Annotated in this window: 26 protein-coding genes; 18 read left to right on the top strand and 8 right to left on the bottom strand. The window is 66.2% G+C overall.

Annotated features, from left to right (window positions below; translation table 11 throughout):
- On the bottom strand, window positions 1-323 hold a 323-nt coding region (locus IP86_RS26160), incomplete at its 3' end, for a hypothetical protein (protein ID WP_054165375.1).
- A gap of 247 nt (window positions 324-570) precedes the next feature.
- Between IP86_RS26160 and IP86_RS26155 the strand changes: the two genes are divergently transcribed.
- Both IP86_RS26155 and IP86_RS26150 read left to right on the top strand, forming a co-directional pair.
- Window positions 571-2,631, top strand: coding sequence for an ATP-dependent helicase (locus tag IP86_RS26155; protein WP_054165373.1), 2,061 nt, complete (start codon window positions 571-573; stop codon window positions 2,629-2,631).
- 149 nt (window positions 2,632-2,780) lie between these two features.
- Window positions 2,781-2,999: a hypothetical protein gene (locus IP86_RS26150; protein WP_054165372.1), complete on the top strand. Its 219-nt coding sequence runs from the start codon at window positions 2,781-2,783 to the stop codon at window positions 2,997-2,999.
- A 13-nt stretch (window positions 3,000-3,012) separates the two neighbouring features.
- On the opposite strand, the gene IP86_RS26145 is transcribed toward IP86_RS26150, so the two are convergent.
- Window positions 3,013-3,330 carry a YdhR family protein gene (locus IP86_RS26145; RefSeq protein ID WP_054165371.1) on the bottom strand — a complete coding sequence of 106 codons (318 nt, stop codon included), beginning with the start codon at window positions 3,328-3,330 and terminating at the stop codon, window positions 3,013-3,015.
- Between the two features lie 209 nt (window positions 3,331-3,539).
- Between IP86_RS26145 and IP86_RS26140 the strand changes: the two genes are divergently transcribed.
- On the top strand, window positions 3,540-5,837 hold the full coding sequence (locus tag IP86_RS26140; protein ID WP_156332626.1) for a DNA/RNA non-specific endonuclease: 2,298 nt from the start codon (window positions 3,540-3,542) through the stop codon (window positions 5,835-5,837).
- A gap of 9 nt (window positions 5,838-5,846) precedes the next feature.
- On the opposite strand, the gene IP86_RS26135 is transcribed toward IP86_RS26140, so the two are convergent.
- Window positions 5,847-6,653: an enoyl-CoA hydratase/isomerase family protein gene (locus IP86_RS26135; protein ID WP_054165369.1), complete on the bottom strand. Its 807-nt coding sequence runs from the start codon at window positions 6,651-6,653 to the stop codon at window positions 5,847-5,849.
- 90 nt (window positions 6,654-6,743) lie between these two features.
- Here IP86_RS26135 and nthA point away from each other — a divergent pair, with 90 nt between their 5' ends.
- From nthA to IP86_RS26115, 4 genes are all read left to right on the top strand, one after another.
- Entirely contained in the window at window positions 6,744-7,388 is a 645-nt protein-coding gene (nthA, locus tag IP86_RS26130; protein ID WP_054165368.1) for a nitrile hydratase subunit alpha, read from the top strand.
- Window positions 7,388-8,044: a nitrile hydratase subunit beta gene (nthB, locus tag IP86_RS26125; protein ID WP_054165367.1), complete on the top strand. Its 657-nt coding sequence runs from the start codon at window positions 7,388-7,390 to the stop codon at window positions 8,042-8,044. Before nthA ends, nthB begins: the two co-directional genes overlap by 1 nt.
- On the top strand, window positions 8,044-8,436 hold the full coding sequence (locus tag IP86_RS26120; protein WP_054165366.1) for a nitrile hydratase accessory protein: 393 nt from the start codon (window positions 8,044-8,046) through the stop codon (window positions 8,434-8,436). The genes nthB and IP86_RS26120 overlap by 1 nt, the downstream gene beginning before the upstream one ends.
- Window positions 8,437-8,913: 477 nt before the next feature.
- Window positions 8,914-10,020 carry a GNAT family N-acetyltransferase gene (locus tag IP86_RS26115; protein ID WP_245290740.1) on the top strand — a complete coding sequence of 369 codons (1,107 nt, stop codon included), beginning with the start codon at window positions 8,914-8,916 and terminating at the stop codon, window positions 10,018-10,020.
- On the opposite strand, the gene IP86_RS26110 is transcribed toward IP86_RS26115, so the two are convergent.
- Window positions 9,993-11,246, bottom strand: a complete 1,254-nt coding sequence (locus tag IP86_RS26110; protein ID WP_082364269.1) for a serine hydrolase domain-containing protein — start codon at window positions 11,244-11,246, stop codon at window positions 9,993-9,995. The genes IP86_RS26115 and IP86_RS26110 overlap by 28 nt on opposite strands.
- Before the next feature lie 350 nt (window positions 11,247-11,596).
- A complete protein-coding gene (gene queC / locus IP86_RS26105; RefSeq protein ID WP_054165363.1) occupies window positions 11,597-12,313 on the bottom strand; it encodes a 7-cyano-7-deazaguanine synthase QueC in 717 nt (238 codons plus the stop codon).
- A 110-nt stretch (window positions 12,314-12,423) separates the two neighbouring features.
- Here queC and mazG point away from each other — a divergent pair, with 110 nt between their 5' ends.
- The 3 genes from mazG (at window position 12,424) to IP86_RS26090 (ending at window position 14,993) form a co-directional block, all read left to right on the top strand.
- Window positions 12,424-13,257 carry a nucleoside triphosphate pyrophosphohydrolase gene (gene mazG / locus IP86_RS26100; RefSeq protein WP_054165362.1) on the top strand — a complete coding sequence of 278 codons (834 nt, stop codon included), beginning with the start codon at window positions 12,424-12,426 and terminating at the stop codon, window positions 13,255-13,257.
- Between the two features lie 84 nt (window positions 13,258-13,341).
- Window positions 13,342-14,637 (top strand): hemolysin family protein, encoded by a 1,296-nt coding sequence (locus IP86_RS26095; protein WP_054165361.1) that lies wholly within the window; start codon window positions 13,342-13,344, stop codon window positions 14,635-14,637.
- On the top strand, window positions 14,634-14,993 hold the full coding sequence (locus IP86_RS26090; RefSeq protein WP_054165360.1) for a hypothetical protein: 360 nt from the start codon (window positions 14,634-14,636) through the stop codon (window positions 14,991-14,993). Before IP86_RS26095 ends, IP86_RS26090 begins: the two co-directional genes overlap by 4 nt.
- Window positions 14,994-15,067: 74 nt before the next feature.
- On the opposite strand, the gene IP86_RS26085 is transcribed toward IP86_RS26090, so the two are convergent.
- Window positions 15,068-15,613: a single-stranded DNA-binding protein gene (locus IP86_RS26085; protein WP_054165359.1), complete on the bottom strand. Its 546-nt coding sequence runs from the start codon at window positions 15,611-15,613 to the stop codon at window positions 15,068-15,070.
- 465 nt (window positions 15,614-16,078) lie between these two features.
- Here IP86_RS26085 and IP86_RS26080 point away from each other — a divergent pair, with 465 nt between their 5' ends.
- The 6 genes from IP86_RS26080 to IP86_RS28885 all read left to right on the top strand — a co-directional run bounded on the left by IP86_RS26080 (window position 16,079) and on the right by IP86_RS28885 (window position 22,842).
- Entirely contained in the window at window positions 16,079-16,795 is a 717-nt protein-coding gene (locus tag IP86_RS26080; RefSeq protein ID WP_054165358.1) for an outer membrane protein, read from the top strand.
- A 423-nt stretch (window positions 16,796-17,218) separates the two neighbouring features.
- Window positions 17,219-17,986: an outer membrane protein gene (locus IP86_RS26075; protein WP_054165357.1), complete on the top strand. Its 768-nt coding sequence runs from the start codon at window positions 17,219-17,221 to the stop codon at window positions 17,984-17,986.
- Between the two features lie 265 nt (window positions 17,987-18,251).
- Window positions 18,252-21,284, top strand: coding sequence for an excinuclease ABC subunit UvrA (gene uvrA, locus IP86_RS26070; protein ID WP_054165356.1), 3,033 nt, complete (start codon window positions 18,252-18,254; stop codon window positions 21,282-21,284).
- A 6-nt stretch (window positions 21,285-21,290) separates the two neighbouring features.
- Window positions 21,291-21,614 (top strand): DUF4258 domain-containing protein, encoded by a 324-nt coding sequence (locus IP86_RS28345; RefSeq protein ID WP_082364267.1) that lies wholly within the window; start codon window positions 21,291-21,293, stop codon window positions 21,612-21,614.
- On the top strand, window positions 21,611-21,826 hold the full coding sequence (locus tag IP86_RS26065) for a hypothetical protein (protein WP_054165374.1): 216 nt from the start codon (window positions 21,611-21,613) through the stop codon (window positions 21,824-21,826). Before IP86_RS28345 ends, IP86_RS26065 begins: the two co-directional genes overlap by 4 nt.
- A 392-nt stretch (window positions 21,827-22,218) precedes the next feature.
- Window positions 22,219-22,842: a hypothetical protein gene (locus IP86_RS28885; RefSeq protein WP_156332625.1), complete on the top strand. Its 624-nt coding sequence runs from the start codon at window positions 22,219-22,221 to the stop codon at window positions 22,840-22,842.
- 282 nt (window positions 22,843-23,124) lie between these two features.
- On the opposite strand, the gene IP86_RS26060 is transcribed toward IP86_RS28885, so the two are convergent.
- Complete coding sequence (locus IP86_RS26060) at window positions 23,125-23,352, bottom strand: DUF433 domain-containing protein (RefSeq protein ID WP_054165355.1); 228 nt, start codon at window positions 23,350-23,352, stop codon at window positions 23,125-23,127.
- Window positions 23,353-23,561: 209 nt separating this feature from the next.
- Between IP86_RS26060 and IP86_RS26055 the strand changes: the two genes are divergently transcribed.
- Entirely contained in the window at window positions 23,562-23,930 is a 369-nt protein-coding gene (locus IP86_RS26055) for a hypothetical protein (RefSeq protein WP_054165354.1), read from the top strand.
- Between the two features lie 79 nt (window positions 23,931-24,009).
- Here the strand turns inward: IP86_RS26055 and IP86_RS26050 are convergent, their stop codons facing one another.
- A complete protein-coding gene (locus IP86_RS26050; protein ID WP_054165353.1) occupies window positions 24,010-25,137 on the bottom strand; it encodes an acyltransferase family protein in 1,128 nt (375 codons plus the stop codon).
- 817 nt (window positions 25,138-25,954) lie between these two features.
- Between IP86_RS26050 and IP86_RS26045 the strand changes: the two genes are divergently transcribed.
- On the top strand, window positions 25,955-26,731 hold the full coding sequence (locus IP86_RS26045) for a potassium channel family protein (RefSeq protein WP_054165352.1): 777 nt from the start codon (window positions 25,955-25,957) through the stop codon (window positions 26,729-26,731).
- Window positions 26,732-26,756 lie beyond the last annotated feature (25 nt).

The following is a 26,756-nucleotide window of genomic DNA, read 5'->3' as shown; positions in this document are numbered from 1 at the left end:
CCGGCGGCGCCCGCCTCGCCCTTCGGGCCGCGCGGGCCGCAATTGGCGACGATCAGGTCCTTGACGGTCTCTTCGCCGGCCTTGAGGTCGAGCTTGCAGGTTTCGGGCAAATAGCTCAGCGAGAATTTGAAACGGCGCGAGGACGAACTCTTGATCTTGTCGCCGGTGCCGACGACCTCGACCTCCTGCCCCGGCTTGGTGGTCTTGCCGGTGATCACCAGCTTGCCGCTTTCGATCGCCACCGTGTCGAGATCGAGCGCCATCGCGCTCGCAGAGGTCATCACCACGATCGCAGCCCCAACAAATATGGATCCTCGCACCATCCAGCTCCCTCTGCTCGGCGTCGTTCGCACGCCATCGACCTGCACCCCGGCCACAGACCGCCCGCAGCCGCCACCGAACCATAACGCAACATCTGCGGCAGCATAGCCGGGACCGTGTGACATTTTTTCCGCAGCGTGGTCCGTCTGCCGGCAATTCCCCACCGCACGCGCCGGCGCGCCCACAACGCCGTTGCGAACAAAGCAGGAATCTGGAAGCGTCGCCTTTCATCCCGACAGGCGCTGATTCGTGTCTCTGCCCGCTTCATATCTCGACGCCCTGAATCCAGAGCAGCGCTGCGCCGTCGAGCACGGCGTCGGCGCGGCGGCGTGCCCGCCGCTGCTGGTGATCGCGGGCGCCGGCAGCGGCAAGACCAACACGCTGGCGCACCGCGTCGCGCATCTGGTGCTGAACGGCGCCGATCCGCATCGCATCCTGCTGATGACGTTCTCGCGCCGCGCCGCGAACGAGATGACGCAGCGGGTCGAGCGCATCGCCCGCAGGGTGATGGGCGATCGTGCCGGCGCCCTCACCGGCGCGCTGAGCTGGGCGGGGACGTTCCACGGCATCGGCGCGCGGCTGATGCGCGAGCATGCCGAGCGGATCGGGCTCGATCCGGGCTTCACCATCCACGATCGCGAAGACTCCGCCGACCTGATGAACCTGGTCCGGCACGACCTCGGCTTCTCCAAAACCGAGAGCCGGTTTCCGACCAAAGGCACCTGCCTCGCGATCTATTCGCGCTGCGTCAATGCCGGCCAGCCGCTCGATCAGGTGCTCGGCGCCAACTATCCGTGGTGCGCCGGCTGGGCGGCCGAGCTGAAGCAGCTGTTCGCCGCTTACGTCGACGCCAAGCAGCGCCACAACGTGCTCGATTACGACGATTTGCTGCTGTACTGGGCGCAGACCATGGCCGAACCGGATCTCGCCGAGGAGATCGGCGGCCGGTTCGATCACGTGCTGGTCGACGAGTACCAGGACACCAACGCGCTGCAGGCGCAGGTGCTGCTCGGGCTCAAGCCGGACGGACGCGGCCTCACCGTGGTCGGCGACGACGCCCAGGCGATCTACTCGTTTCGCGCCGCCACGGTGCGCAATATCCTGGACTTTCCCAAGGCGTTCAGCCCGCCCGCCCGCCTGATCACGCTCGATCGCAATTATCGTTCGACCCAGGCGATCCTCGGCGCCGCCAATGCGGTGATCGATCTTGCCCGCGAGCGCTTCACCAAGAACCTGTGGACCGACCGCGCCGCCGGCTCGCCGCCTCAACTCGTCGGCGTCCGCGACGAAGCCGATCAGGCGCGCTACATCGTCGAGCGCGTGCTCGAGCATCGCGAGAGCGGCACCACACTGAAGCAACAGGCGGTGCTGTTCCGCACCTCGTCGCATTCGGCGCCGCTCGAGCTCGAACTGACCCGCCGCAACATTCCGTTCGTCAAATTCGGCGGCCTGAAGTTTCTCGATGCCGCGCACGTTAAAGACATGCTGGCGCTGCTGCGCTTCGTGCAGAACCCGCGCGACCGCGTCGCCGGGTTTCGCGTGCTGCTGCTGATGCAGGGCGTCGGTCCGGCGTCGGCCCAGAAGGTGCTCGACGGCATCGACGCCGCCGCCGATCCGCTCGGCGCCCTCGCCGATCTGCCGGCCCCGCCGCGCGCCGGCGACTGGCGCGGCTTTGTCGAAGCTGTCGGTGAACTCCGCAGCGGTGCCGCCGGCTGGCCGACCGAAATCGAGCGCGCGGTCGCGTGGTACGAGCCGCATCTCGGCCGCATCCACGAAGACGCCGAAACGCGTCGCGCCGATCTGGTGCAGCTCGCGCAGATCGCCTCGGGTTATCCGTCGCGCGAACGCTTCCTGACCGAGCTGACGCTCGACCCGCCGGACGCGACGTCCGATCAGGCGGGGGTGCCGACGCGTGACGAGGACTATCTGATCCTATCGACGATCCATTCCGCCAAGGGCCAGGAGTGGAAGTCGGTGTTCGTGCTCAACGTCGTCGACGGCTGCATGCCGTCCGATCTCGGCACCGGCACCTCGGCGGAGATCGAGGAGGAACGCCGGCTGCTTTACGTGGCGATGACACGCGCCAAGGACGATCTGCACCTCGTGGTGCCGCAGCGCTTTTTTGTCCACGGCCAGGCCGCGATGGGTGACCGCCACGTCTATGCGTCGCGCAGCCGCTTCATCCCGGACCGGCTGCTCGGCGCCTTCGAGCGCGTGAGCTGGCCGAAAGCCACGGCGACGCCGGGTTATCCGACCCGCAAAGCGCCGCCGATCGATCTCGGCGCCCGGATGCGCCGGATGTGGCAATAGCCGCGCAGATAGATTGCGTCGCTGCACCAGACAGCGCCGGACGCCTGTCACGTGCAGCATCGTGCGCTTGCTCGGATTTCTCCCAATTGCCGCGGCTGCATCGGCAGCGCAGGGTGAGTTCCCGACGGTTCCCGATTCCGAGTCCATTGATGGCAGTCTTATTCATCTTCTTCGCGATCGCTCTGGGAGCGGCTGCGGCGATCTTCTCCAATGCGCACGGCCAGCTGTACTACGGCACGTCGTGGGCGGTCAGCGCCTGCGAGACCGCGCCGCTGTTCTGCGGCCATCCCGAATATTTGGCCTACGCGGCCGGCGGCTGCCTGGTGCTCGGCCTCGGCGCGGCGCTGGGCGGCGCGCTCAGCTCGTGAACGCCTGCCCCGGTCAGGCCGCCGCCGTAATCGCGCCGCCGGCGGCATTGTCGACGATCACCGGGCTATCGAACCACGAGATCACCGGCTCGGCGCCATAGAGCTGCGCAACCCGCGTCCGCCATTCACCGGAGTAAACCGCCTCGGCGGCTGCACGCGAGTCCCACAGATAGACGCCGCCTGCGGTGCATCCGTCTTCGGAGCGGATGTAATATTTGCGGATCAGGCCCGGCATCTTCTGATACTTCGGCGCGCTGCTCCTAAACCGCTTCGCCGCCTCCCCGAGGCTGATCGGCTCGGCCAGAGCGAACTGCACGATGGTAGTGATCATCGAACTCCTCCCCGTTGGTCCTGATATTCGAAAGTTTTCAGACGGAATGGCATAACATCAGTCCAGCCCCGGCAGAGGGAGAGAATTTTCCGAACTTCACGGTTTTGATCGAACAAAACACTGACAACTTACGACCAAGCGACGTAAGCTAATCCAGCTTATTTCCAAATGCCCGATTTTTACCCAAGTGTTTTCAGGAGTTGCAGCCCATGGCCGCCCCGATAGATAGCGATCAAGCCTACGATGAACTCTTGTTGCAGCGCGCGCGGGAAGCCGCGGAGCGCTGGGACGCGCGCAGCCAGGTCCGCGACGCCCGCACCGCGGCGGTCGAGGCCGGCAAGCCGCTGCAGGCGGACAGCCCGGCCCGGCTGGCACTGCGGGTCAACTACCTGATCGACGACATCCGCCGGACCTCGCAGGGCGAGCGGCCGCCGTCGAGCCCGCTGCTCAAAGAGCTGATCGCCAGCCCCGATCCGGTCGCGCCCGAGGATCTCAACGATCGCCTGGTCAACGAAGTGGTGATGGGTGCCCGCGATTTCCTGTCGATCGAATTCCTGCAGCGCGGCCTCGCGAGTGCCCGCTCGGTCGGCCGCGTGGTGGTGAAGGCCAGCAGCGGCGTCCGCGAACTGGCGACCGGTTTTCTGATCGGTCCGGGACTGATGCTCACCAACAAGCACGTGCTGGACACCGCCGACACCGCGGCGGCGTGCGGCGTCGAAATGGATTACGAGCACAGCGCCTACGGTCCTGCCAAGACCCCGCAGGTGTTCTGGTTCGAGCCGGAGCGCTTCTTCGTCGCCGACGACAAATTGGACTATGCGCTGGTCGCGGTCGCGCCGAGGAGCGTGCGCGACGCCCCGCTGTCGCGCTACGGCTGGCTGCCGCTGCACCAGGCCCAGGGCAAGATCGCCATCAACGGCAATGACTATCTCAACATCATCCAGCATCCGCTTGGGCGGCCGAAGGAAGTCGTGCTGCGCGAGAACCGGGTGCTGGACCTGCGCACCGGCGACGAGAAGGACGCCAACGACGCGATGGGCCCGTTCATCCACTACGAGGCCGACACCGAAAAGGGATCGTCGGGCTCGCCGGTGCTGAACGACCAATGGGACGTCGTCGCGCTGCACCATTCCGGCGTCCCGGCCCGTGACGCCAACCGCAACTGGCTCAACAAGGACGGCGGTATCTGGCACCAGGGCGATCCGGTGGCGAGCATCCAGTGGGTCGCCAACGAGGGCATACGGGTCTCCAGCCTGATCGGCGCGCTGTCCGGCCTCAAGGTCAGCGGCGACGCGCTGGCGCTGCTCAAGGAGACCCTCGCGGCGAAGGAGCCCGATCCGCCGGCGGCCGAACCGCCGACGCCTGAAAACATCCAGCCGGAGCCGAAGCCGAAACCGACGACGAAGGTGTCGCCGAAAGAGTCCATCGTCGACGTCGTCGTCGACCCCGTCCGCAGCGCCGGCGCGCGCACGCTCTCGGTCGACATTCCGATCCGCGTCACCGTGTCGATCGGCGACGTTGCGGCGGCGACGACTGCGCGGGTTGAGGCGGCGTCCGCCGCGCCGGAGTCGCTGCGGTCGGAACTCGTAGTCGAGCGGATCAATCCGGCCGACTACGCCGATCGCGACGGCTACGACCGCAAGTTCCTCGGCGTCGAGGTGCCGCTGCCGACGATCAAGCGCCGGCCGCGGTTCGGCCGCCTGCTACGCGTCCCGCGCAAGGCGCGGCCGGACGACACCTACGAACTGCGCTATCATCATTTCAGCGTGCTGATGAATGCCGACCGGCGGCTCGCTTACGTCTCAGCCTGCAACGTCGATTTCGACGCCGCGGCGCAGGCGTCGCGCAAGGAAGGCGGCGGATCGTGGCGGCTCGATCCGAGGCTGGACGATGATCAGCAGCTCGACAACGAATACTACAAGGGGAAAGACAACCTCTACGACCGCGGTCACCTCACGCGTCGTGACGATGCCGCCTGGGGCGCCGACGACGCCGCGGCGATCGCCGCCAACAAGGACAGCTTCCATTACACCAACTCCGCCCCGCAGCACTATCTGCTCAACCAGTCGAACGAGTTCACCGGCGCGAACCTGGATCTTTGGGGCGATCTGGAAAACTACATCACCGAACAAGGCAACGCCCAGCGCACCCGGCTGAGCGTCTTCAACGGCCCGGTGTTCGGCACCAACGACAAGCCGCTGAAGGACGCGCTGGTGCCGCTGGCGTTCTTCAAGATCGTGATCTGGCGCGACGGCAACGCCGACCCCGGCGCAATCGGCTTCGTGCTCGACCAGGCGGACCTGGTCCGCGATCTCGCCGTGGAGGCCATCAATCCCGGCCGGTTCGAAATCCGTCAGCGCCGGATCGCTGACATCGAGAAGTCGCTCGACATCAGCTTCGGCCCGGTCAGCGGCTGGGACGTGCTGCGCGAGACCGTGACCGAGGAAGCGTTCTCCGACCGCGGCATCACCATCCGACGCACCGCGGACATCCGCCTGCCGAGCTGACCGCAGGCGTCAGCGCCCGCGAAACCGCGGCTTACGCCGCTGCAGGAAGGCGCTCACGCCTTCCTTGTGGTCCTCGCTCATGCCGGCGAGTGCGAACTGGTCGAGGTCCATGTGGCTGGCGAGGTCGTCGAGCGCGTGGGCCAGCCGGTTGACGGTGAGCTTGGTCATCGCCACCGACATCGGCGGCTGCGCGGCGACTTTCTCGGCGAGCGCCATCGCTCCCGCGAACGCCTGTCCCGGGTCTGCAAGTTGTTCGACCAGTCCCCATTGGTAGGCTTCATCCGCGCCGATCCGGTCGTCGGCCAGGATTACCGCCTGCTTGGTGCGCGCCGGCCCGATCAGATGCAGCATGCGCGGCACGCTCTGCCAGCTCATGTTCATGCCGAGGCCGATCTCCGGCACGCGGAGATGCGCGTCGCGGGCCATCACCCGGAAATCCAGCGCCACCGCGAGCGCCACACCGCCGCCGACGCAGAAGCCCTCGATCGCTCCGATCGTGATCTGCTCCATCTCCTGCCAGGCCCGCGTCAGCCGTGGGCCGAGCTTGAGATGCCGGCGCAGCGCGCCGAGATCCATTTCGGCCCGGCTGCGGCCCTCGGGGTCCTTGAGGTCGAAGCCGGCGCTGAACGCCTTGGTGCTCCCGGCGAGCACGACGACCGAGGTGTCGCCATCATCCTCGAAGCTGCGCGCCGCGTCGGTCAGCTGCCGCATCGCCTCGGGCGACAGCGCGTTGAGCCCGTCGCCGCGATCGAACCGCACGACCGCAATGCGGCCCTCCGGCCCGAGCCCCCGCTCGATCGTCACGAATTCCGTCACGTCGCCTCCCCGATCGTCGTTCTTGATTGCCCGCAGGCTAACAGCTTCCCGGCTCGACAGCGCGACAATTTCCAATCTATGTTGCGTCGCATGAGCAACCATCACGACGCGCCTGCGCACCACTATCATCAAGATCACGACCATTCCGAGCTGTCCGAGACCGAACTGCGGGTGCGCGCGCTCGAGACCATCCTGACCGAAAAGGGCTATGTCGATCCGGCGGCGCTCGACGTGCTGATCGAGACCTATGAAACCAAGGTCGGGCCACGCAACGGCGCGCGCGTCGTCGCCAGGGCCTGGAGCGATCCGGCGTATCGCGAGCGGCTCTTGAAGGACGCGACGGCGGCGATTGCCGAACTCGGCTACACCGGCCGCCAGGGCGAGCACATCGTCGCGGTCGAGAACACGCCGGCCACCCACAACATGGTCGTGTGCACGCTGTGCTCCTGTTATCCGTGGTCGGTGCTCGGCCTGCCGCCGGTCTGGTACAAGTCCGCGCCGTATCGCTCGCGCACCGTGAAGGAGCCGCGCGCGGTGCTGGCCGATTTCGGCGTGACGCTGCCGGACGAGACCGCGATCCGCGTGTGGGATTCGACCGCGGAGATCCGCTATCTCGTGGTGCCGATGCGGCCCGAAGGCACCGAAGGACTGAGCGAGGACCGCCTCGCCGATCTCGTCACCCGCGACAGCATGATCGGCACCGGGCTCGCCCGCTCACCGGCGGAGATCGCCTGATGGACGGCGCGCACGATATGGGCGGGATGGACGGGTTCGGGCCGGTCATCCCCGAGCCGAACGAGCCGGTGTTCCACGCGCCATGGGAACGCCGCGCCTTCGCGCTGACGCTGGCGATGGCGCGGCCTGGCGGCTGGAACATCGATATGACGCGCTTCGCTCGCGAGAACCGCTCGCCGGCCGACTATTTGTCAAAGAGCTACTACCAGATCTGGATCGCTGGCCTCGAACAGCTGATGGCGGAGCGCGATCTGGTGACGCCCGACGAGATCGCCGCGGGCCGGCCGCTGCATCGCCGCCGCGATGTCGCTGCGCTGCGCGCCGACGAGGTCGCGCCCATGCTGGCGCGCGGCGGCCCGACTGATCGTCCGGCTACGGGGCCCGGCCGGTTCAAGATCGGCGACCGCGTCCGCGCCCGCACGTTGCATCCGCGCGGCCATGTCCGGCTGCCGCGCTATGTCCGCGGCCATGTCGGCGTGGTCGAACTGCTGCACGGCGCTCACGTCTTCCCCGACACCAATGCGCGCGGCGCCGGCGAGCAGCCGCAATCGCTCTACACCGTGACCTTCGATGGCCGCGACATCTGGGGCGACGAGGCCGAGCCCGGGCTCCGGGTCTCGGTCGACGCCTGGGACAGCTATCTGGAGCCGGCGTGATGAGCGCTCACGCGCAAGCTTCCGCGAGTGCCGCCGGCAGCGTGCCCGGCCTGCCCCGCGATGCCAACGGCCCGGTGTTTCGCGAACCCTGGGAAGCGCATGCCTTCGCCTTGGCGGTCACGCTGCACGCGCGCGGGCTGTTCACGTGGCCGGAATGGGCGGCGGCGCTTGCCGAAGAGATCACCCGCGCTCAGCAGCGCGGCGATCCCGACACCGGCGATACCTACTACCAGCATTGGCTCTCCACGCTGGAGCGCATGGTCGCCACCAAGGGCGTCGCCAGCGCGGCCACGCAGGCGCAGTATCGCGACGCCTGGGACGGCGCCGCCGACCGCACCCCGCACGGCCGTCCGATCGAACTGGTGCCGGACGATTTCAAAGCGTCCTCCTAGAGCGTTTCAGTTCTTGACGAAATCAGGGTTGGCGATCGGGACGGCTGCCACATAGTCAACCTCATGGTGAGGAGGCGCGAAGCGCCGTCTCGAACCATGGGCCGCATGGGATGCGGTGCCCATCCTTCGAGACGCCCGGCTTCGCCGGGCTCCTCAGGATGAGGGCTCAGTGCAATGTGGAAAGGACGTTAGCGCTTCGCTCAATCGATGAAGCGTTCTAGCGCCTCAGCGACAGATGGCGGCGGCTACTCTGCATGCGCGGCGCCGCCGCGTTCGAATTTACGACAAATCGAGCGATTTCACCTCGTCGCCGTTAAGGTTGCTGTTTTAAAAACTATTCGATTGCTGCGTGGATCAACGATCTGGCCACGTCGATCGGTCATTGTAGCTCGCCCGGACATCTTCTGTGATGGCGCGGCTGCGATGAGTTGAAGGTCGATGTTGCAGATCGAGACGTGTGAACGGTCCATCGGATGGGTGGCAAAAGCCACTGAGCGCTATGTGGCGGACTGTACCGACAACATCGGCCGTTTCCTGTCGCGCGCCGCGACCCTCGGCCCACAGGCGGCGGCGACACCGTTCCAGTCGGTGAACTGGCTGGCGCCCTGGCTTCGCGTGCTCGGCCCGTCGGCCGAGGCGGAGCCACTGCTGGTCACCGTCCGCGACGGCGTGCGCGGCGAGATCGCGATGCTGCTGCCGCTGGTGCTGCGGCGGTTCTACGGCGTCACGCTGGTCGAGTTCGCCGATCTCTCCGTATCTGATTATGGCTTTCCGCTGCTCGGTCCTGCAGCCCCCTCGACGCCGGCTGCCGCCGCCGAGGCGTTCGACGCGGCGCTCGCCGCGCTGCCGCCGGTCGACGTGGTGCGGCTGTGCAATCTGCCGGGCGTCAACGACGGACGGGTCAATCCGCTGGCGCTGCTCGCCAACGCGGCGCACGGCTCCGTGCGCAACGTCGCCGCGCTGCCGGCGAGCTGGGACGATTACCTCGCGGCCCGGCCGCGCAAGTTTCGCAAGGCGCTGCGCCAGCATCACCGCGCCTTCGACGCGCATGGCGGCTTCACCGTTCGCATGATCACCGACCCGGCCGAAGCGCTGCCCCTGCTCGACCGGCTCGACAGCCTGCAGCGCGAGCGCGTCGCCGGCCGGGGCAAGCGCTACGTGCTCGACCGGCCGGCCTATTCCAGCTTCTATCGCGCGGTCGTCGACCAGGGCGCGGCGCAGCGCTTCGCGATGCTGTCGGTGCTGGAATCGGCCGGCACCGTCGTGGCGATCGCCTACAGCCTGCTGCATCAGCAGAGCTGCACCACGGTGCGGCTGGCGCATCTCGGCGCCGAATGGGACCGCTGCTCGCCCGGGATCGTGCTGGTCAGCGAGATCATCCGCTGGCTGATCGAGAGCGGCGTGCGCCGGTTCGATCTCGGCGCCGGCGGCTACGACTACAAGACGCGGCTCGGCTGCGAGGCGGAGCCGCTGCTGACGTTGGAACGGCCGATGAGCATCAAGGGCCGCATGGCGCTGTCGGCGTGGACGACCTTCGCGGGCCGCCGCGCATTGCTTCAGTCGCTCGCCGCCAGGCCGTCATAGAGCAGCTTCTTGAACGCTGGGCCGACCCGCCCGCGCTCCGTCTCGGTCTGCTCCATCAGGATGTAGATCAACCCCAGCTTGCGATCGACGCCGAAATAGGTGCCGGCGCCGCCGTCCCATTTCAGCTCGCCGAGCGATCCCGGCGGTGGCGGTTTGGCCTCGCCGGGTTCGACGCGGACCGCGAAGCCGTAGCCGAAGCCGAAGCCGTCGCCTGGGAAATAGAAGTAATCGCGCTCGACGCCCGAGCCCGGCCCGATGTGGTCGGTGGTCATCGCCGCGAACGCCGCCGGGCTGAGATAGCGCCGGCCGTCGAGCTCGCCGCCGTTCAGGATCATGCGGGCGAAGCGCGCGTAGTCGGTGATCGTCGACACCAGCCCGCCGCCGCCGGACTGCCACTCCGGATGCGCCCGGCGCTGGCGCTCGGCGCGGTTGAGCACGACATCGTCCGGCCGAGGCTCGGCCATCCGCGCCTTCTCGTCGTCGGTGTCCAGCACGTATTTGGTGCTGGTCATGCCGAGCGGATCGAACAGGTGCTGCTTCTCGAACGCATACAGCGTCTGCCCCGAGACGATCTCGATGATCCTTCCGAGCACGTCGGTGGAATGGCCGTAGCGCCACAGCGTGCCGGGCTGGCGCGCCAGCGGCAGGTGCGCGATGCGCTCGGCGAAGCTCGCATTGTCGAATGCGCCATCGAAGATGTGCGCGTCGGTGTAGGCCTGCCGGATCAGCTCGCCGCCGATATAGCCGTAGGTGATGCCCGAGGTGTGGCGCATCAGGTCTTCGACCGTCACCGGCCGGTTCGGCGCCACGCGCTGCAGCACCGGCTTGCCGTCCGCCACGCTCTCGATGCCGACCTGCACGTCGGCGAAGGCCGGGATGTATTTCGACACCGGATCCTGCAGCGACAGTTTGCCGGCATCGATCAGCATCATCGCCGCGACGCTGGTGATCGGCTTGGTCATCGAATGCAGCGCGAACAGCGTGTCGGGCGTCATCGGATGCACGCGCGCCGCCGTACGGAAGCCGAAGCATTGCAGATACAGCGGATGGCCGCGCTGCTCGACCAGCACCACGGCGCCCGGCAGCTTGCCGGTGGCGATCTCGTTGTCGAAGTAAGCGGTGACGGCCTTGAACCGGCCGTGGGCCGGCGCGGTCGCCTGCGGATCGCAATCCGCCGCCGCGACGGGCGCGGACAGTGCCAGCAGCGCGAGCGCTGCTATGACCAAGCGCGCGGCGGAGCGCGATAACGACGAAAACGAAGAAGATCGCACAGCATTTCCTGGCTAGTTGTTTTCCATCAAAGTCAAGCTGGGAAATTCGAAGCGCCAGCCACAAGTAGAACCTCATGGTGAGGAGGCGCGCAGCGCCGTCTCGGACCATGGGCCGCCGGCACTGCGTGGCCCCATCCTTCGAGACGCCCGGCTTCGCCGGGCTCCTCAGGATGAGGACTCAGTGCTCGCGGCAAGCACCGATCATTCAATCGACGAAACCGCTCCAGCCGCCGCACCCCGATCATCATGATCGCGGCCCCGCAGTCCATCATACGCAAGTGTGATTCCGATGACGTCTGCGCGAGCTAGCCCGCGCGCGCCTGATATTCGCGCCAGCCTTTGGCGCGCAGCGCGCAGGCCGGGCATTCGCCGCAGCCGTAGCCCCAGTCGTGGCGCGCGCCGCGTTCGCCGAGATAGCAGGTGTGCGACTGCTCGCGGATCAGATCGACCAAAGCGGTGCCGCCGAGATCATGCGCCAGTTGCCAGGTCGCGGCCTTGTCCAGCCACATCAGCGGCGTGTGCAGCGTGACGTCGCGCGCCATGCCGAGGCTGACGGCATTCTGCAGCGCCTTGATGGTGTCGTCGCGGCAATCCGGATAGCCGGAGTAATCGGTCTCGCACATGCCGCCGACGACGTCGGCGATGCCCCGGCGATACGCCAGCGCCGCCGCGAACGTCAGGAAGATCAGGTTGCGGCCCGGCACGAAGGTGTTGGGCAGCCCGTCCGCGCCCATCGCGATTTCGACGTCACGCGTCAGCGCCGTGTCGGAAATCGCGCTCAGCGTCGGGATATCCAGCGTGTGGCTGTCGCCAATCCGGGCGGCCCATTCGGAATTGATGGCGCGAAAACCGTCGAGCAGTCTGTCGCGGCAATCGAGCTCGACGGCGTGACGCTGGCCGTAGGCAAAGCCGATGGTCTCGACGCGGGCGAATCGCGTCAGCGCCCAGGCGAGGCACGTCGCGGAGTCCTGCCCACCGGAGAACAGCACCAGCGCGGTCTGGTCGGAACGGTGTTCGGTCATGCGGCTCGCTCTAGCACCACGCGCCGCCGCCGCCAAATCACGCTGATTTTTGCTGGGCCGCCGCGCCCGCTTGCGGCATAGGAAGGCATCGCCTCACACCGGACCCCGCCATGACCCCTTCCCGCGATATCTCCCGCCTGATCGAGATCATGGCGCAGCTGCGCACACCGGGCACCGGCTGCCCGTGGGACCTCGAGCAGGATTTCGCGACGATCGCGCCCTACACCATCGAGGAAGCGTTCGAGGTCGCCGAGGCGATCGCCCGCCACGATCTCGAAGATCTGCGCGACGAGCTCGGCGACCTGTTGCTGCAGGTGGTGTTTCATTCGCGGATCGCCGAGGAGCGCGGCGCGTTTGCGTTCGGCGACGTGGTCGAGGCGGTGACCCGCAAGATGATCCGCCGCCATCCCCACGTGTTCGCCGACGCCGACGGCAACATCGCGCCGTCGCATGTCGAAGGCGTGTGGGATCGCATCAAGGCGGAGGAGAAGGCCGAGCGCGCCGCCCGCCGAGGTGCCGTCGAGGAGCCGGCGAACTCGGTGCTGGCCGGCGTCAAGGCCGGGCAGCCGGCGCTGTCGCGCGCCATGGAGCTGCAGCGCAAGGCGTCCAAGGTCGGCTTCGACTGGAACGATCCGCGCGAGGTGCTGAACAAGATCCGCGAGGAAGCCGACGAGATCGAGGCGGCGCTGGAGCGTGGCGACAAGACCGAGATGGCGGAGGAAACCGGCGACCTGATGTTCGCGCTGGTCAACCTCGCCCGCCACACCGGCGCCGATCCGGAGATGGCGCTGCGCGGCACCAACGCCAAATTCGAACGCCGCTTCGCCTACATCGAGCGCGCCCTCGCCGCCCGCGGCCAATCGCCGGAAGCCGCCACGCTGGCCGAAATGGACGCCTTGTGGAACGAGGCCAAAGCCGCCGAATCCGCCGGCACGGCGAGATAAAGCTGCACCGGCCGGTTCCGGTCGGGCCTGCGACACCCTATCTTGAGCGCTGGTGTAACCAGCAGAGGGGGCGGCGCAGGCGCCATGCTATCGGTGGAATTGGCAATCGTGGTGACGCTGATCGTCGCCAACGGATTGCTTGCGATGTCTGAGCTGGCGATCGTCTCCTCTCGTCCGGCCCGGCTGGCCCTGCTCGCCCAGAAGAACGTTCGCGGCGCCAAACAGGCGCTGACGCTGGCCGAAGACCCCGGCAAGTTCCTCTCAACCGTGCAGATCGGCATCACGCTGGTCGGCGTGCTGTCGGGCGCGTTCTCCGGCGCCACGCTCGGCCAGCGGCTGACCGAGTATCTCAACGCGCTGTCAGTGCCGTTCGCCGACATCCTCGGCTTCGGCCTGGTGGTGGCGGTGATCACCTATGCGACGCTGATCGTCGGCGAACTGGTGCCCAAGCAGGTCGCGCTGCGCAATCCCGAAGCGGTCGCCGCCAAGGTCGCGCCGGCGATGGCGCTGATCGCCAGGATCTCGCGGCCGCTGGTGTTCGTGCTGGATTTCTCCGGCAAGGCGATCCTCAGCCTGCTCGGCCAGAGCGGCGTGATGCAGGACAAGATCTCCGAGGAGGAGATCCACAATCTGGTGATGGAGGCCGAAACCGCCGGCGTGCTCGAACCCGGCGAGCGCGAGATGATCGCCGGCGTGATGCGGCTCGGCGACCGGCCGGTCGGCGCGGTGATGACGCCGCGGCCGGAGGTCGATCTGGTCGACCTCGGCGACTCGCTGGAGGAGATCCGCGAGGCCTTTTTGAAAAGTCCGCATTCGCGTCTGCCGGTCACCGACGGCGACCGCGACGATCCGATCGGCATCATCCAGGCCAAGGATTTGCTCGAGGTCTATCTGCGCGGCGACAAGCCGGATCTGCGCGCGCTGGTGCGCGACGCCCCGATCATCCCATCCTCGGCCGACGCCCGCGACGTGCTCGCCACGCTGCGACAGTCGTCGGTACACATGGCGCTGGTCTATGACGAGTTCGGCGCTTTCGAGGGCGTGGTGACCACGGCCGATATTCTGGAGTCGATCGTCGGCGCGTTCGGCACCGAGGAAGGCCCGCCCGAGCCCGCCGCGGTGCGCCGCGAGGACGGCTCGTATCTGATCGCCGGCTGGATGCCGGTCGACGAGTTCGGCGACCTGCTGCCGGTGTCGATCCCGCCGCATCGCGACTATCACACCGTCGCCGGCCTGGTGCTGCAGCACTACGGCGCGCTGCCGGGCATCGGCGACAAGTTCGAGTATCAGGGCTGGCAACTCGAAATCCTCGATCTCGACGGCCGGCGGATCGACAAGATCCTGGCGACCCGGATCCCCGACGTCGAGGCGGCGGCGTGACCAGGCCGGCCGGCACGGCGCACAGCGCCCGGGCGCTCACTGCGGTGCGCGCTGCGCACACTGCGATCTGGGCGTTCTTCGCCGGTTCGATCGTCCTGATCCCGATCGCCACCCTGCGCGGCGAGCTCATCGCCGCGCTTTGGATGAGCCTGTTTGTTTGGGGCGAAGTCCTGGTGTTGCTGCTGAATCGGATGCGCTGTCCGCTGACCAGCGTCGCCGCACGCTACACCGACGACCGAGCCGACAATTTCGACATCTGGCTGCCGCGCTGGCTCGCGCGGCACAATCAGCGGATCTTCGGCACGCTGTTCGGCGCCAGCCAGCTGCTGCTCGGCCACGCGTTGCTGAGCGACTAAGCGCGGCGCAGCTCCAAACGGCAGCGGCCGCCCGGTTGCCCAGGCGGCCGCGCATCCCCCACCCCGCTGAATACTCAGAACGGAATATCGTCGTCCATATCGTTGGCGCGGCCACCGCCACCGCCGCCGCTGCTGGCCGCCGCCGGACGGCGCGAGCCGCCGCCCGAGCTGTAGCCACCACCGCCCGAGCTGTAGCCGCCCGACGGACCGCCCGAACCGAAATCGCCACCGGCATCATCCGAGCCGTAGCCGCCACCGCCGCCACCCGAACGACCGTCCAGCATGGTCAGCACCGAATTGAAGTTCTGCAGCACAACCTCGGTGCTGTAGCGCTCGGCGCCGCTCTGATCGGTCCATTTGCGTGTCTGCAGCTGGCCTTCGATGTAAACCTTCGCGCCCTTCTTGAGGTACTGCTCGACGACCTTGCACAATCCTTCGTTGAAAATCACGACGCGGTGCCACTCGGTCTTTTCCTTGCGCTCGCCGGTGGCACGATCGCGCCAGCTCTCCGACGTGGCGATCCGCAGATTGGCGATCGGCCGTCCGTCCTGGGTCCGCTTGATCTCAGGATCGGCGCCGAGATTCCCGACCAGGATCACCTTGTTCACGCTTCCCGCCATCGCCGTCTCCTTCAAGTTCGAATCGTCCACGCGCCTCGCGCGGACCGCCGCGCCGGGCGTCTGCTGTCCCGATAGCGCTTACGCTGTCCGCCACGCGGCGCCCATCCTCGGAGGGCCGCAAAGCGGCCGACAGCCCCCGTTATCCACCGGGATCATACATATACGTTCCATCTTTGTTCCGGCCAAGAGCAGAAACGCCGGCGGCAGAGCGGACTTTTGACGTGGCGCAACGAGCACGGCGGATCGGGCGGCCGCCGTTCGGTATCTCGATGCCTCGAACGGCGGATTCCGGCTGAAATATCATCGCGTTCCGTATGCCTCACTTCGTCCTCAAGTGTGACTTTTCGGAGACGGCATTTTTCGCGGAACCGCGTATAGTTCCATCACGAAATCGACAAGGCGCGCGCGCCGGGCGGCATTTGCGGGGGACACGCAGCCGCCAAGGGGATAACCGGGGTCATTACGATGAAAAAGCTTTTGCTCGGCACTGTTGCATTGATCGCTTTGGGTGCGGCGCCTGCGATGGCGGCCGATCTCGCGGCCCGTCCTTACACCAAGGCTCCGCCGGTCATCGTCGCGCTCTACAACTGGTCCGGCTTCTACGTCGGCGCCAACGGCGGCTGGGGCACCAGCCGCAAGAGCTGGGATTTCTATACTCCCGGCCTGCTGAGCGAAGGCTCGCACGACGCATCGGGCGCCACCGCCGGCGGCCAGATCGGCTACAATTGGCAGGTCGGCGCCTGGGTGTTCGGCGTCGAAGCGCAGGGCAACTGGGCCGACTTCAAGGGCTCGAACGTCAGCCTTCTCGGCCCGGCCACCAACCAGTCCAAGATCGAAGCCTTCGGCCTGTTCACCGGCCGCGTCGGCTACGCCTGGAACAACGCCCTGCTCTACGCCAAGGGCGGCGCCGCGGTGGTCAGCGACAAGTACAGCTTCATTCTGCCGAGCGGCGCCATCAGCGGCACCGCGTCGGAGACCCGCTGGGGTGCGGCGGTCGGCGCCGGCTTCGAATACGGCTTCACCCCGAACTGGTCGTTCGCGGTGGAATACGATCACCTGTTCCTCGACAAGAAGGACGTCACCTTCACCAACACCGCTGTCGAGCGCATCAAGCAGGACGCCGATATCGTCACCGCCCGCATCAACTATCGCTGGGGCGGCCCGGTCGTCGCGAAGTACTGAGCTTCGCGCCTTCTCCGGAAGGCGACTATCGACGACGGCAATATCTAAAACACGAAAGGCCGGCCTCGCGCCGGCCTTTCGCTTTTTCGGCCAATGCGCTCGTTCACCGGCCGGTAGCGCCACCTGAGAAGCCAGGCGCCTCGGAAGCGGAGGAGTCGGGCGAACCCGAATCTGATCACACTCGCCTCGTGCCGTCCGACGCCGGCTTTCCGCTCGATCCACCCACCACCGAACACCTCCATCTGCCTCCGCTCGGCTCCGATAGACGACTCGTCGCGGTACTCGCATATCGTGTGTCATGTGATACAGGTAAAACTACTGGTTGTAATTTGGAACCGAGTGTAGCGGCCCTGCTACAGCCGTTTCTGGGTGTCCGTACTATCGTTCCGGTTGGAAGTTCGAGTCTTTCAACTGGAGAATGCTATGAAAAGGCTGTTGCTCACCGGCGTCGCAGCACTTGCGTTCGCCGCTCCCGCCGTCGCGGCGGACCTTCCCGTTCGCGCCTACAAGGCCGTGCCGCCGCCGATCGTGCCGGTTTATGATTGGTCCGGCTTCTATGTCGGCGGCCACATCGGCGGCGCCTGGGTCACCCAGGAAGCGACCAACACGGCCAGAACCGCCGCTTTCGCCGACCTCTCGCCCGGCCAAGGAGCCTCGCAGAAGGGCAGCGGGGTCTTCGGCGGAGGCCAGATCGGCTACAACTGGCAGGTGTCCAACGTCGTGTTCGGCCTCGAGGGCACGCTGGCCGGCATCGACATCAAGAAGTCGCTGCTGAACAACGAGTTCGGTGCGCGCGATGACGAGTTCAGCTGGAAGCTGGAATGGCTGGCGACGGTGACGGGCCGCCTCGGCATCGCCGTCAACAACAACCTGTTCTACGCCAAGGGCGGCTATGCCGGCGTGCAGTCGAAGCTCAGCGTCAGCGACGTCGTCCTGCCCTTCGTGGGCTCCGGCTCGGATTCGCAATGGCACAATGGCTGGACCGTGGGGGCCGGCTGGGAATACGGCCTCACCCGGAACTGGATCGTCGGCCTGGAATACGCCTATTACAGCTTCGAAACCAAGAACTACCAGCTCGCCGGCGCCGCAGCTCCCGCGACCTATGCGTTCGACGTCAAGCCGAAGGATCTACAATCCGCGGTGGTTCGTCTGAGCTACAAGTTTGGCGGCCCGGTGCTCGCCAAGTACTGACTGCGCTGAAATCCAGGAGTCCTCGAAGGCCGGCCTCGCGCCGGCCTTTTTTCTCGCGAGGACCCTCGCAGGCGGTCGCGGAGTGGGAACATTGCCGGCCGCTCTGGCATGGCGCGAGGGCTGCGCAACAATCCGGTTGATGGGCACGCCTCGGCTCTGGAAATTGCTTGTCGTTCTTCCTATGTTCCAGGCTCCGCTCCCATGGCGGCGGCCTGGTTGATCCGGCCGCGCCCAACCTGCGCCCCGTCGCGTCTGGACACCCTGCATGGACGAAGTGATCAAGGCGAAGCGTCAGCCGGCCGCCCCCTCGAGCCGCACCGCCATCACCATTCGCGGCGCCCGCGAGCACAATCTCAAAAACGTCGACGTCACCATCCCGCGTGACAAGCTGGCGGTGTTCACCGGCCTGTCCGGCTCCGGCAAATCCTCATTGGCGTTCGACACCATCTACGCCGAGGGCCAGCGCCGCTACGTCGAGTCGCTGTCGGCCTATGCGCGGCAATTCCTCGAGATGATGCAGAAGCCGGACGTCGACCAGATCGACGGCCTGTCGCCGGCGATCTCGATCGAGCAGAAGACCACCTCGAAGAACCCGCGCTCGACGGTCGGCACCGTCACCGAGATCTACGACTACATGCGCCTGCTGTGGGCGCGCGTCGGCGTGCCCTACTCGCCGGCCACCGGCCTGCCGATCGAAAGCCAGACCGTGTCGCAGATGGTCGACCGCGTGCTGGCGCTGCCCGAGGGCACGCGGCTGTATCTCTTGGCGCCCGTGGTCCGCGGCCGCAAGGGCGAGTACCGCAAGGAGCTCGCCGAGTGGCTGAAGAAAGGCTTCCAGCGCGTCAAGATCGACGGCGCCTTCCACGAGCTCGCCGAAGCGCCGGTGCTCGACAAGAAATTCCCGCACGACATCGACGTCGTGGTCGACCGCATCGTCGTCCGCCCCGACATCGGCCAGCGCCTCGCTGAAAGCTTCGAGACCGCGCTGAAGCTGGCCGAAGGCCTGGCGGTGATCGAATTCGCCGACGCGCCTGCTGCGGCAGCTGCGCCCGCGCCGGCCGCTGACGAGCCCGCCGAAGACGCCAAGACCGACAAGAAGAAAAAGGCCGACAAGAAGGTCGCCAAGATCCACGACAAGAGCGGCGCCGAGCGCATCCTGTTCTCGGAGAAGTTCGCCTGCCCGGTGTCCGGCTTCACCATTCCGGAGATCGAGCCGCGGCTGTTCTCGTTCAACAATCCCTACGGCGCCTGCCCGGAATGCGGCGGCCTCGGCATTGAGCAGCACATCGATCCCGATCTCGTCGTGCCCGACAAGGAGCTGACGCTGCGCAAGGGCGCGATCGCGCCGTGGGCGAAGTCGTCCTCGCCCTACTATCTGCAGACGCTCACCGCGCTCGGCAAGCACTACAAGTTCACGCTCGACACCAAATGGAAGGACCTCACCAAGAAGGTCCAGAACGCGCTGCTGTACGGCTCCGGCGACGACGACATCAAGTTCTCCTACGAGGACGGGGTGCGTTCCTACGACACCAAGAAGCCGTTCGAAGGCGTCGTCACCAATATCGAGCGCCGCTTCCGCGAGACCGAGAGCGAATGGGCCCGCGAGGAGCTCGGCAAGTACTTCTCCGACGTGCCGTGCGACGCCTGCCACGGCCATCGCCTCAAGCCGGAGGCGCTCAGCGTCAAGATCGGCGGCAAGCACATCGGCGAAGTCTCCGAGCTGTCCGTGAAGGGCGCCGGCGACTGGTTCGCCGCGGTCCCCGGCCTGCTCAATACCCAGCAGAACGAGATCGCCGTCCGCATCCTCAAGGAGATCCGCGAGCGGCTGAGCTTCCTGCTCGACGTCGGCCTCAACTATCTGACGCTGGCGCGCTCGTCCGGTACGCTGTCCGGCGGCGAAAGCCAGCGCATCCGCCTCGCCTCGCAAATTGGAAGCGGCCTCACCGGCGTGCTCTACGTGCTCGACGAGCCGTCGATCGGCCTGCACCAGCGCGACAACGCCCGCCTGCTCGACACGCTGAAGCGACTGCGCGACCTCGGCAACACCGTGATCGTGGTCGAGCACGACGAGGACGCCATTCGGCTCGCCGACTACGTGCTCGACATCGGCCCCGGCGCCGGCACCCATGGCGGCCACATCGTCGCCGAAGGCACGCCCGCGCAGGTGATGGCCAATCCGAAATCACTCACCGGCAAATATCTCACCGGCGAGATGTTCGTCCCGGTGCCGGAGCGCAGGCCGCCGAACCATCGCCGCACCCTGAAGGTCGTTAACGCCCGCGGCAACAATCTCAAGAACGTCTCGGCCGAGATCCCGCTCGGCCTGTTCACCTGCGTCACCGGCGTGTCCGGCGGCGGAAAGTCGACGCTCTTGATCGACACGCTGTACAAGGCGATCGCCCGCAAGCTCAACAACGCCAGCGAGCCGCCGGCGCCGCACGACCGGATCGAGGGCCTCGAGCACATCGACAAGATCATCGACATCGACCAGTCGCCGATCGGCCGCACCCCGCGCAGCAACCCCGCGACCTACACCGGCGCGTTCACGCCGATCCGCGAGTGGTTCGCCGGCCTGCCCGAAGCCAAAGCGCGCGGCTACGAGCCGGGCCGCTTCTCGTTCAACGTCAAGGGCGGCCGCTGCGAGGCCTGCCAGGGCGACGGCGTCATCAAGATCGAGATGCACTTCCTGCCCGACGTCTACGTCACCTGCGATGTTTGCAAAGGAAAACGCTACAACCGCGAAACCCTCGAAGTGCTGTTCAAGGGCAAGTCGATCGCCGACGTGCTCGACATGACGGTCGAGGAAGCCGCCGAGTTCTTCAAGGCGGTGCCGCGCGTCCGCGAGACCTTCAAGACGCTGCAGCGCGTCGGCCTCGACTACATCCATGTCGGCCAGCAGGCCACCACGCTCTCAGGCGGCGAAGCCCAGCGCGTCAAGCTCGCCAAGGAGCTCTCTAAGCGCGCCACCGGCCGCACGCTGTACATCCTCGACGAGCCGACAACCGGCCTGCATTTCCACGACGTGGCGAAGTTACTTGAGGTGTTGCACGAGCTGGTCGCGCAGGGCAACACCGTGGTGGTGATCGAGCACAATCTCGAAGTCATCAAGACCGCCGACTGGGTCATCGACCTCGGCCCCGAAGGCGGCGACGGCGGCGGCGAAATCGTCGCCTGGGGCCCGCCGGAAGATATCGTCAAGGCACCGCGGAGCTACACGGGCAAGTTCTTGAAGCCGGTGCTGGAGAAGAAGCCGCCGGTGAAGGCGGCGAAGCGGAAGACGGACGAGGCGGCGGAGTGAGGGCATGTGAGCGAGACACTTCGCAGGGTGCAATCTCTTGTGTCAGCGGGCGACTATCTTGTCTCTCGGCACGGCTTCCGCGAACTCGCGAACGATGGTATTTTGGCAGAAGACGTAATTGCCGGACTGCCTGCGGCTATGGTGGTCGAGGACTATCCCGATAGTCGCAAAGAACCGTCGCTTTTGACGCTGCAGTTCGACCGCGTCGGTCCTATTCACGTGATGTGGGGAATTCCGAAGGCCACCAGCCGTCCGGCCGTTTTGGTGACGGCGTATCGACCTGATCCGCAACGATGGTCTGCGGACTTCATGCAGCGGAGGCCGCGATGACGCGAGTGTCGAAAGAGTTCATCCACGAAGGTCGATACTGCGCCGAGGTTCAAGTCGAATTGATCGAGGACGACACCGCATGGTCGCCCTATTTGTCGCCAGCAGAGGTGCGCAAGTTGGAATGCGCGCGCGAAGCGCTACGTCGCGGTGACCTGACCGAAGCGGCAAAATACGGACGCGTGTTCGAATTGATGCCTGTCGCTGCGGAGTGATTGCAGCATCCTGACCTGACTGATCTTCTATTTTCAATGCGTCCAGGGAATGACCGTCACCTCAGCCGAATGGGCGAGCAGCATGTGGAATCCAATTACACACTTGTGATCGTTCGTTGGCTCTTTAGTGCAAATCCGATTCTCACCGCAGGCCCGCTGTGCATGGAGAACCCTGCACATTTCGAATGCGCGAGCATCTCCGAACATCGGTTTTGCGAGACGATTTTTGAGACGGTAAGGAGCGAATTATTGATACAGCTGCCGCTTGTTGGCGGGTATCGAGTATTAGCCATTTGGACAATCTGTCCATCTTCTCGCTATCTTGATATTATAAAGGATTGTGAGACTCTTGATTTCCGACCACTCAACGCCCGTCATATTGGACGAATTCAATGAATTTCTTCAAAGACTACGGAGCTCAGTTTCTCGCCAACCCAATTCCTTTCATTGTGCTATTTCTACTAACCGTAGTTGGCACATTTGGAATTGCGCACCTGTTCTATTCAGAGCGCATTGAAACTGTAAAGGACCGTGCGGAGCTCGCACAGCGTCAGCGAGACGACTACAAAGAAAAGCTCAGCGGCGCCACTCCAGACGAAGCAAGAGCCCGCCTCGACAGGTTAGAGGCAACCGTCGCCTCGATGATGCCTCGAAAGCTGTCGCCTGACCAAACGAGGGCGATGTCAGGCGCGATTGGCAACGTCGCAGGCACCATCCTCATCACTAACGATATGGCCAGCGCGGATGCTACAGGGTATGCTGCCCACCTTTCCAATTTCTTCAAAAGTGTCGGATGGAAAGTTTCAAACGGGGCATTTTTGGGCAGCTCCTTTCATCCGAAAACTGGGCTCTCACTCAGTTTAAAGGACCCGAGCAATCCATCGCCTGCCGAAGCAGGTGTACTTCGCGCCTTAGCTGCCGCTGGGATCGCATTTGATGCGAAGTCTTCGCCACCGATGGCTCCTCCGAATGGAGGGCCGCCGGACGTGGAAATTGCGATTACGTCACCGCTTTGACTGGTATTCTCTCAACCTCCAGGGCCAGCAAGCGTAGCCCGGGTGAGCGAAGCGACACCCGGGGCTTTGGCGCTCCCCGCATGTCGCTGCGCTCATGCGGGCTACCGGCCAAACGCTGATCAGCGACGCGCCGACACCTCGATCACTGTTCTTCTCGCCCTATCCACTCGTCATGGCCGGGCTTGTCCCGGCCATCCACGCCTTTTGATATCATCAGGCTCTCAAGGCGTGGATCCCGCGACAAGCGCGGGCATGACGAGGTGTTGTCGATGCGTCGCGAAATCATTCCGCCGCGACGACCGGGCGATCCGCTTGCTCGGCGGCGAAGGCCAGGACCGCGTCGATGTCCGCGTCTTCCAGATACGGATAGTCTCGCAGGATGTCGTCGCGCGACGCTCCCGACGAGAGCTGCGCCAATACGTCGGAGACGCTGATCCGCATACCGCGAATACAGGGGCGACCGTGGAGCACGTTCGGATCGATGGTAATGCGTGCGAGCAGGTCTGACATCGAAGTCCTCCGTCACAATCTTAGCATCGGCGCGGACGATTGTCAGCGTGGCGACAGGTCGTAGCCCGGCTGAGCGAAGCGACGCCCGGGGCCATCGGCGCTCCCGCATGTCGCTGCGCTCATGCGGGCTACCGGCCGCGACCGCGCGCCACCCGCGTCGCACCCGAATGTGTCTCGCCCTCCCGCCCCCACCCGTCTAAACTCCCCCCATGACCCGCCTCACCTCCCTCACGCTCGCCGTCGCACTTGCGCTCGTTCCCCTCACCGCCTCGGCCGCCTCGCATAAGAAGGCCAAGCGCGCGCAGAGCAGCGGCCTGCCCGGCTATGTGCAGCCGCCGAGCAATTCGGTGCCGTTGTTCATGCAGAAGCTCAACCGCGAGCAGCTCGCGATGATGCACCGGCCGCGGCCGTGGTACATCGACCGGACGCCGGAATATTATCGCTGGAACGGCGGCTGGAGCGGCGAATGGCGCTATCTCGGCCGGCCGGGCTTCTATCGCGGCCGCTACAATGGCGGCAGCATCGGGCCGTGCTGGACGCAGACGCCGATCGGGCCGGTGTGGAATTGCGGGCAATGAACGCTGCGCGCATGCGGCGAGTCGGCCGCATTCAGAGAGCCTGAAGCTCGCCAGTCGCCGCGCTCGCGCCAGCGGCCCGCTAGACCAGCTTCCGCCCGAGCCGGATCATCGGCGTTTCGATCCAGCGGAAGCTGAGCAGGCCCACCACATTGGCGGCGATCAGGCAGGCGACCACGAGGATCGCCTCATAACCGACGCCGCCGAACGGCAGCACCACCATGGCGTGGCCGATCGCCGAGGCGACCAGCACGTGCGCCAGATAGGTCGAATACGACGCGTCGCCGAGACGCAGCATCCACGCCGGCAGCGCCAGCCGCTGGTGCAATTCCAGCCCCGCCACGCCGTACACGATCGCCGCGCAGGGCAACCCGATCAGCACGATCCGCAGCCACAGGCCGTGGCCATAGGTGAGCGACATCCGGTCGGACGTGAGGCCGATGCTCGCCAGCAAGGCGGCCGCGCCGAGCGCCAGCACGACGGCCGGCAAGCGAGCGCCGAACCGCTGCAGCGCGAGCGCGACGAGCACGCCGCCGATGAACTCGAAGGTGAGCGGATTGACCGCCAGCGCCAGCACCGGAAACACCGCCGCATTGCCCGCCTCCGCCGGCATCAGCAGCCACACCGCGCCGATCAGCGCCGACCATCCGGCGATGGCGGCGACGTAGGGCAGCCGCAGCGCCAGGATCAGCGCGAACACCACGTAGAAATAAGCCTCGTGGATCAGCGTCCAGCCGACCGCGAGCAGCGGAAACGTGCTGCCCGGGATCAGCAGATAGGAGCGCCAGATCGACGGCGCCTGGTCGAGCGCGCTGTTGACCCATTGCGGCTTGATCAGCGAGGCCGCCAGCACGAGCGTGGTGTAGAACCAGTATAGCGGCAGGATCCGGATGGCGCGCGCCGCCGCGAAGCTGTGCCAGCTCCGGCGCGTCAGCGACGCCATGATGAAGCCGGAGATGACGAAGAACACATCGACGCCGAACACGCCGCCGTCGAACCAGGCCGGCAGCAGCGCGGCGCCGTGATTGTACTTCTTCTCGATCACCGTGAGATGCGCGAGCAGCACCGCATTCGCTGCCAGCGCGCGCAACGCCTGGATGCCGTCGAACTTCGTCGCGGCGCGCGCGCTCGCCGCGGCCTCGGTGGCGGGGCGCAACGGCAGGGTCAGATCGGCAGGCATGATGATGGCGGCGGCTCGCTGCGGCGTCATAACACGCGCTGTGCAAGCGCCTTACCCCGATACTGTACCCAGGCGGCGGTATCCTGACAATGCCGCGGCGAGCTCGTCGGGCGAACCGACGCTCCGCGGCCGCGCGGGTGTCCATCGCGCCCGCTTGACAGGACTATAAACCTGTGACTATAGTCCGTTCGTCCCGCCTCGCTGCGAGGGGCGTTCGCGATCGTCACGGACGCGGGGCGGGATGCGGTGGACGGGAGAGGCGTTCTGGCCTCCGATCGCCTCACGGGTAACCGTGGCGCGTGAGCAGGGGTCGACGACCCGCGCAGCTCCCGGACGGCCAAAGTCGCGATATCCCGGCGCATCGTCCTTGCGCAGGGAGCAGCGCCAAGCCGCGCCCGCCCCGAGGTGCCCGGCCGCCGACCCGACAAGGCGGCGGCCTCACCTCCTCGGGCGAACGCGGACGGTGCGTCAGCCTCCCACAATGGTGGATTACTCAGGGCCGCCCACCAGGGGTCTTCGTCGAACCAGGCCGTTAAAACCACTGCGTGCGGAACGCCGGGCAAGTCCGGTGTGACCGTGGTGACTAACTCGTGTGCTTTGTTTGCTGCACACGAGGCCGCGGGTGCATCGGCACCCGGCGTTCCGCGCGCCCTCGTGATCCCGAGGGCGGAACGTTCACCGCAAAACCCGGGCGCGTCGCGCCGCGGGAACGGAGGGGTGTGCGTGACGTTCATTCGCGGCGATGATCCCCACCGACCGACCAGCTGCCGCCGCACCCGGTTCCGGCCTCGCCGAGCGTCCTCCGCGCCGGCTTGCTTCGGCCGCCCGTCCCGGCCACAACCGCGCCATGACGCTGCATGATTTCCGCGCCGGCGTGCGCGAACTCTACGAAGGCGCCTCGCCGCGCGGGGTGGCGTTCCGCTACGGCCTGCTCGCCTTCGACATCGTCACGGTGCTGTTCATCGTCGGCACCTCGTTCCTGCCGCCGCACGATCTGATCGAGACGCTCGACACCGTGTTCGGCGCGCTGATCCTGATCGACTTCGCGGCGCGGCTCTATGCCAGCCGCCGGCCGCTGCGCGAGTTCGGCCGGCTCGCGACCTGGACCGACATCGTCGCGATCGTGTCGTTCCTGGCGCCGCTGACCGGCGAAGCCGGCGGCTTCCTGCGCATCCTGCGCACGCTGCGGCTGCTCCGCGACTATCAGATGCTGGCGCGGCTGCGCAGCGACAGCAGCTTCTTCCGTCGCAACGAGGAAGTGGTGATCGCGATCGCCAATCTCGCGGTCTTCATCTTCGTGATGACGGCCCTGGTGTACGAGACCCAGCACTTCCGCAATCCGCAGATCGCCAACTACGCGGACGCGTTGTACTTCACCGTCACGGCGCTGACCACGACCGGCTTCGGCGACATCACGCTGCCGGGCACGACGGGGCGGATGATCACCGTGGTGATCATGATCTTCGGCGTCACGCTGTTCTTCAATCTGGCGCGCGCGCTGATCAGCCCCAACAAGGTGCGCTTCCCCTGCCCGACCTGCGCGCTGCAGCGCCACGATGCCGACGCGGTGCATTGCAAGGCGTGCGGCACCATCCTCAACATTCCGGACGAGGGGTTGGTCTGATGCTGTACCATCGCGCGCCTCAGGG

It is taken from the genome of Rhodopseudomonas sp. AAP120 (genome assembly GCF_001295845.1).
Lineage (GTDB): Bacteria > Pseudomonadota > Alphaproteobacteria > Rhizobiales > Xanthobacteraceae > Rhodopseudomonas.
The sequence above is the reverse complement of the archived record's forward strand: the minus strand, read 5'-3'. Positions and strand labels throughout refer to the sequence as shown.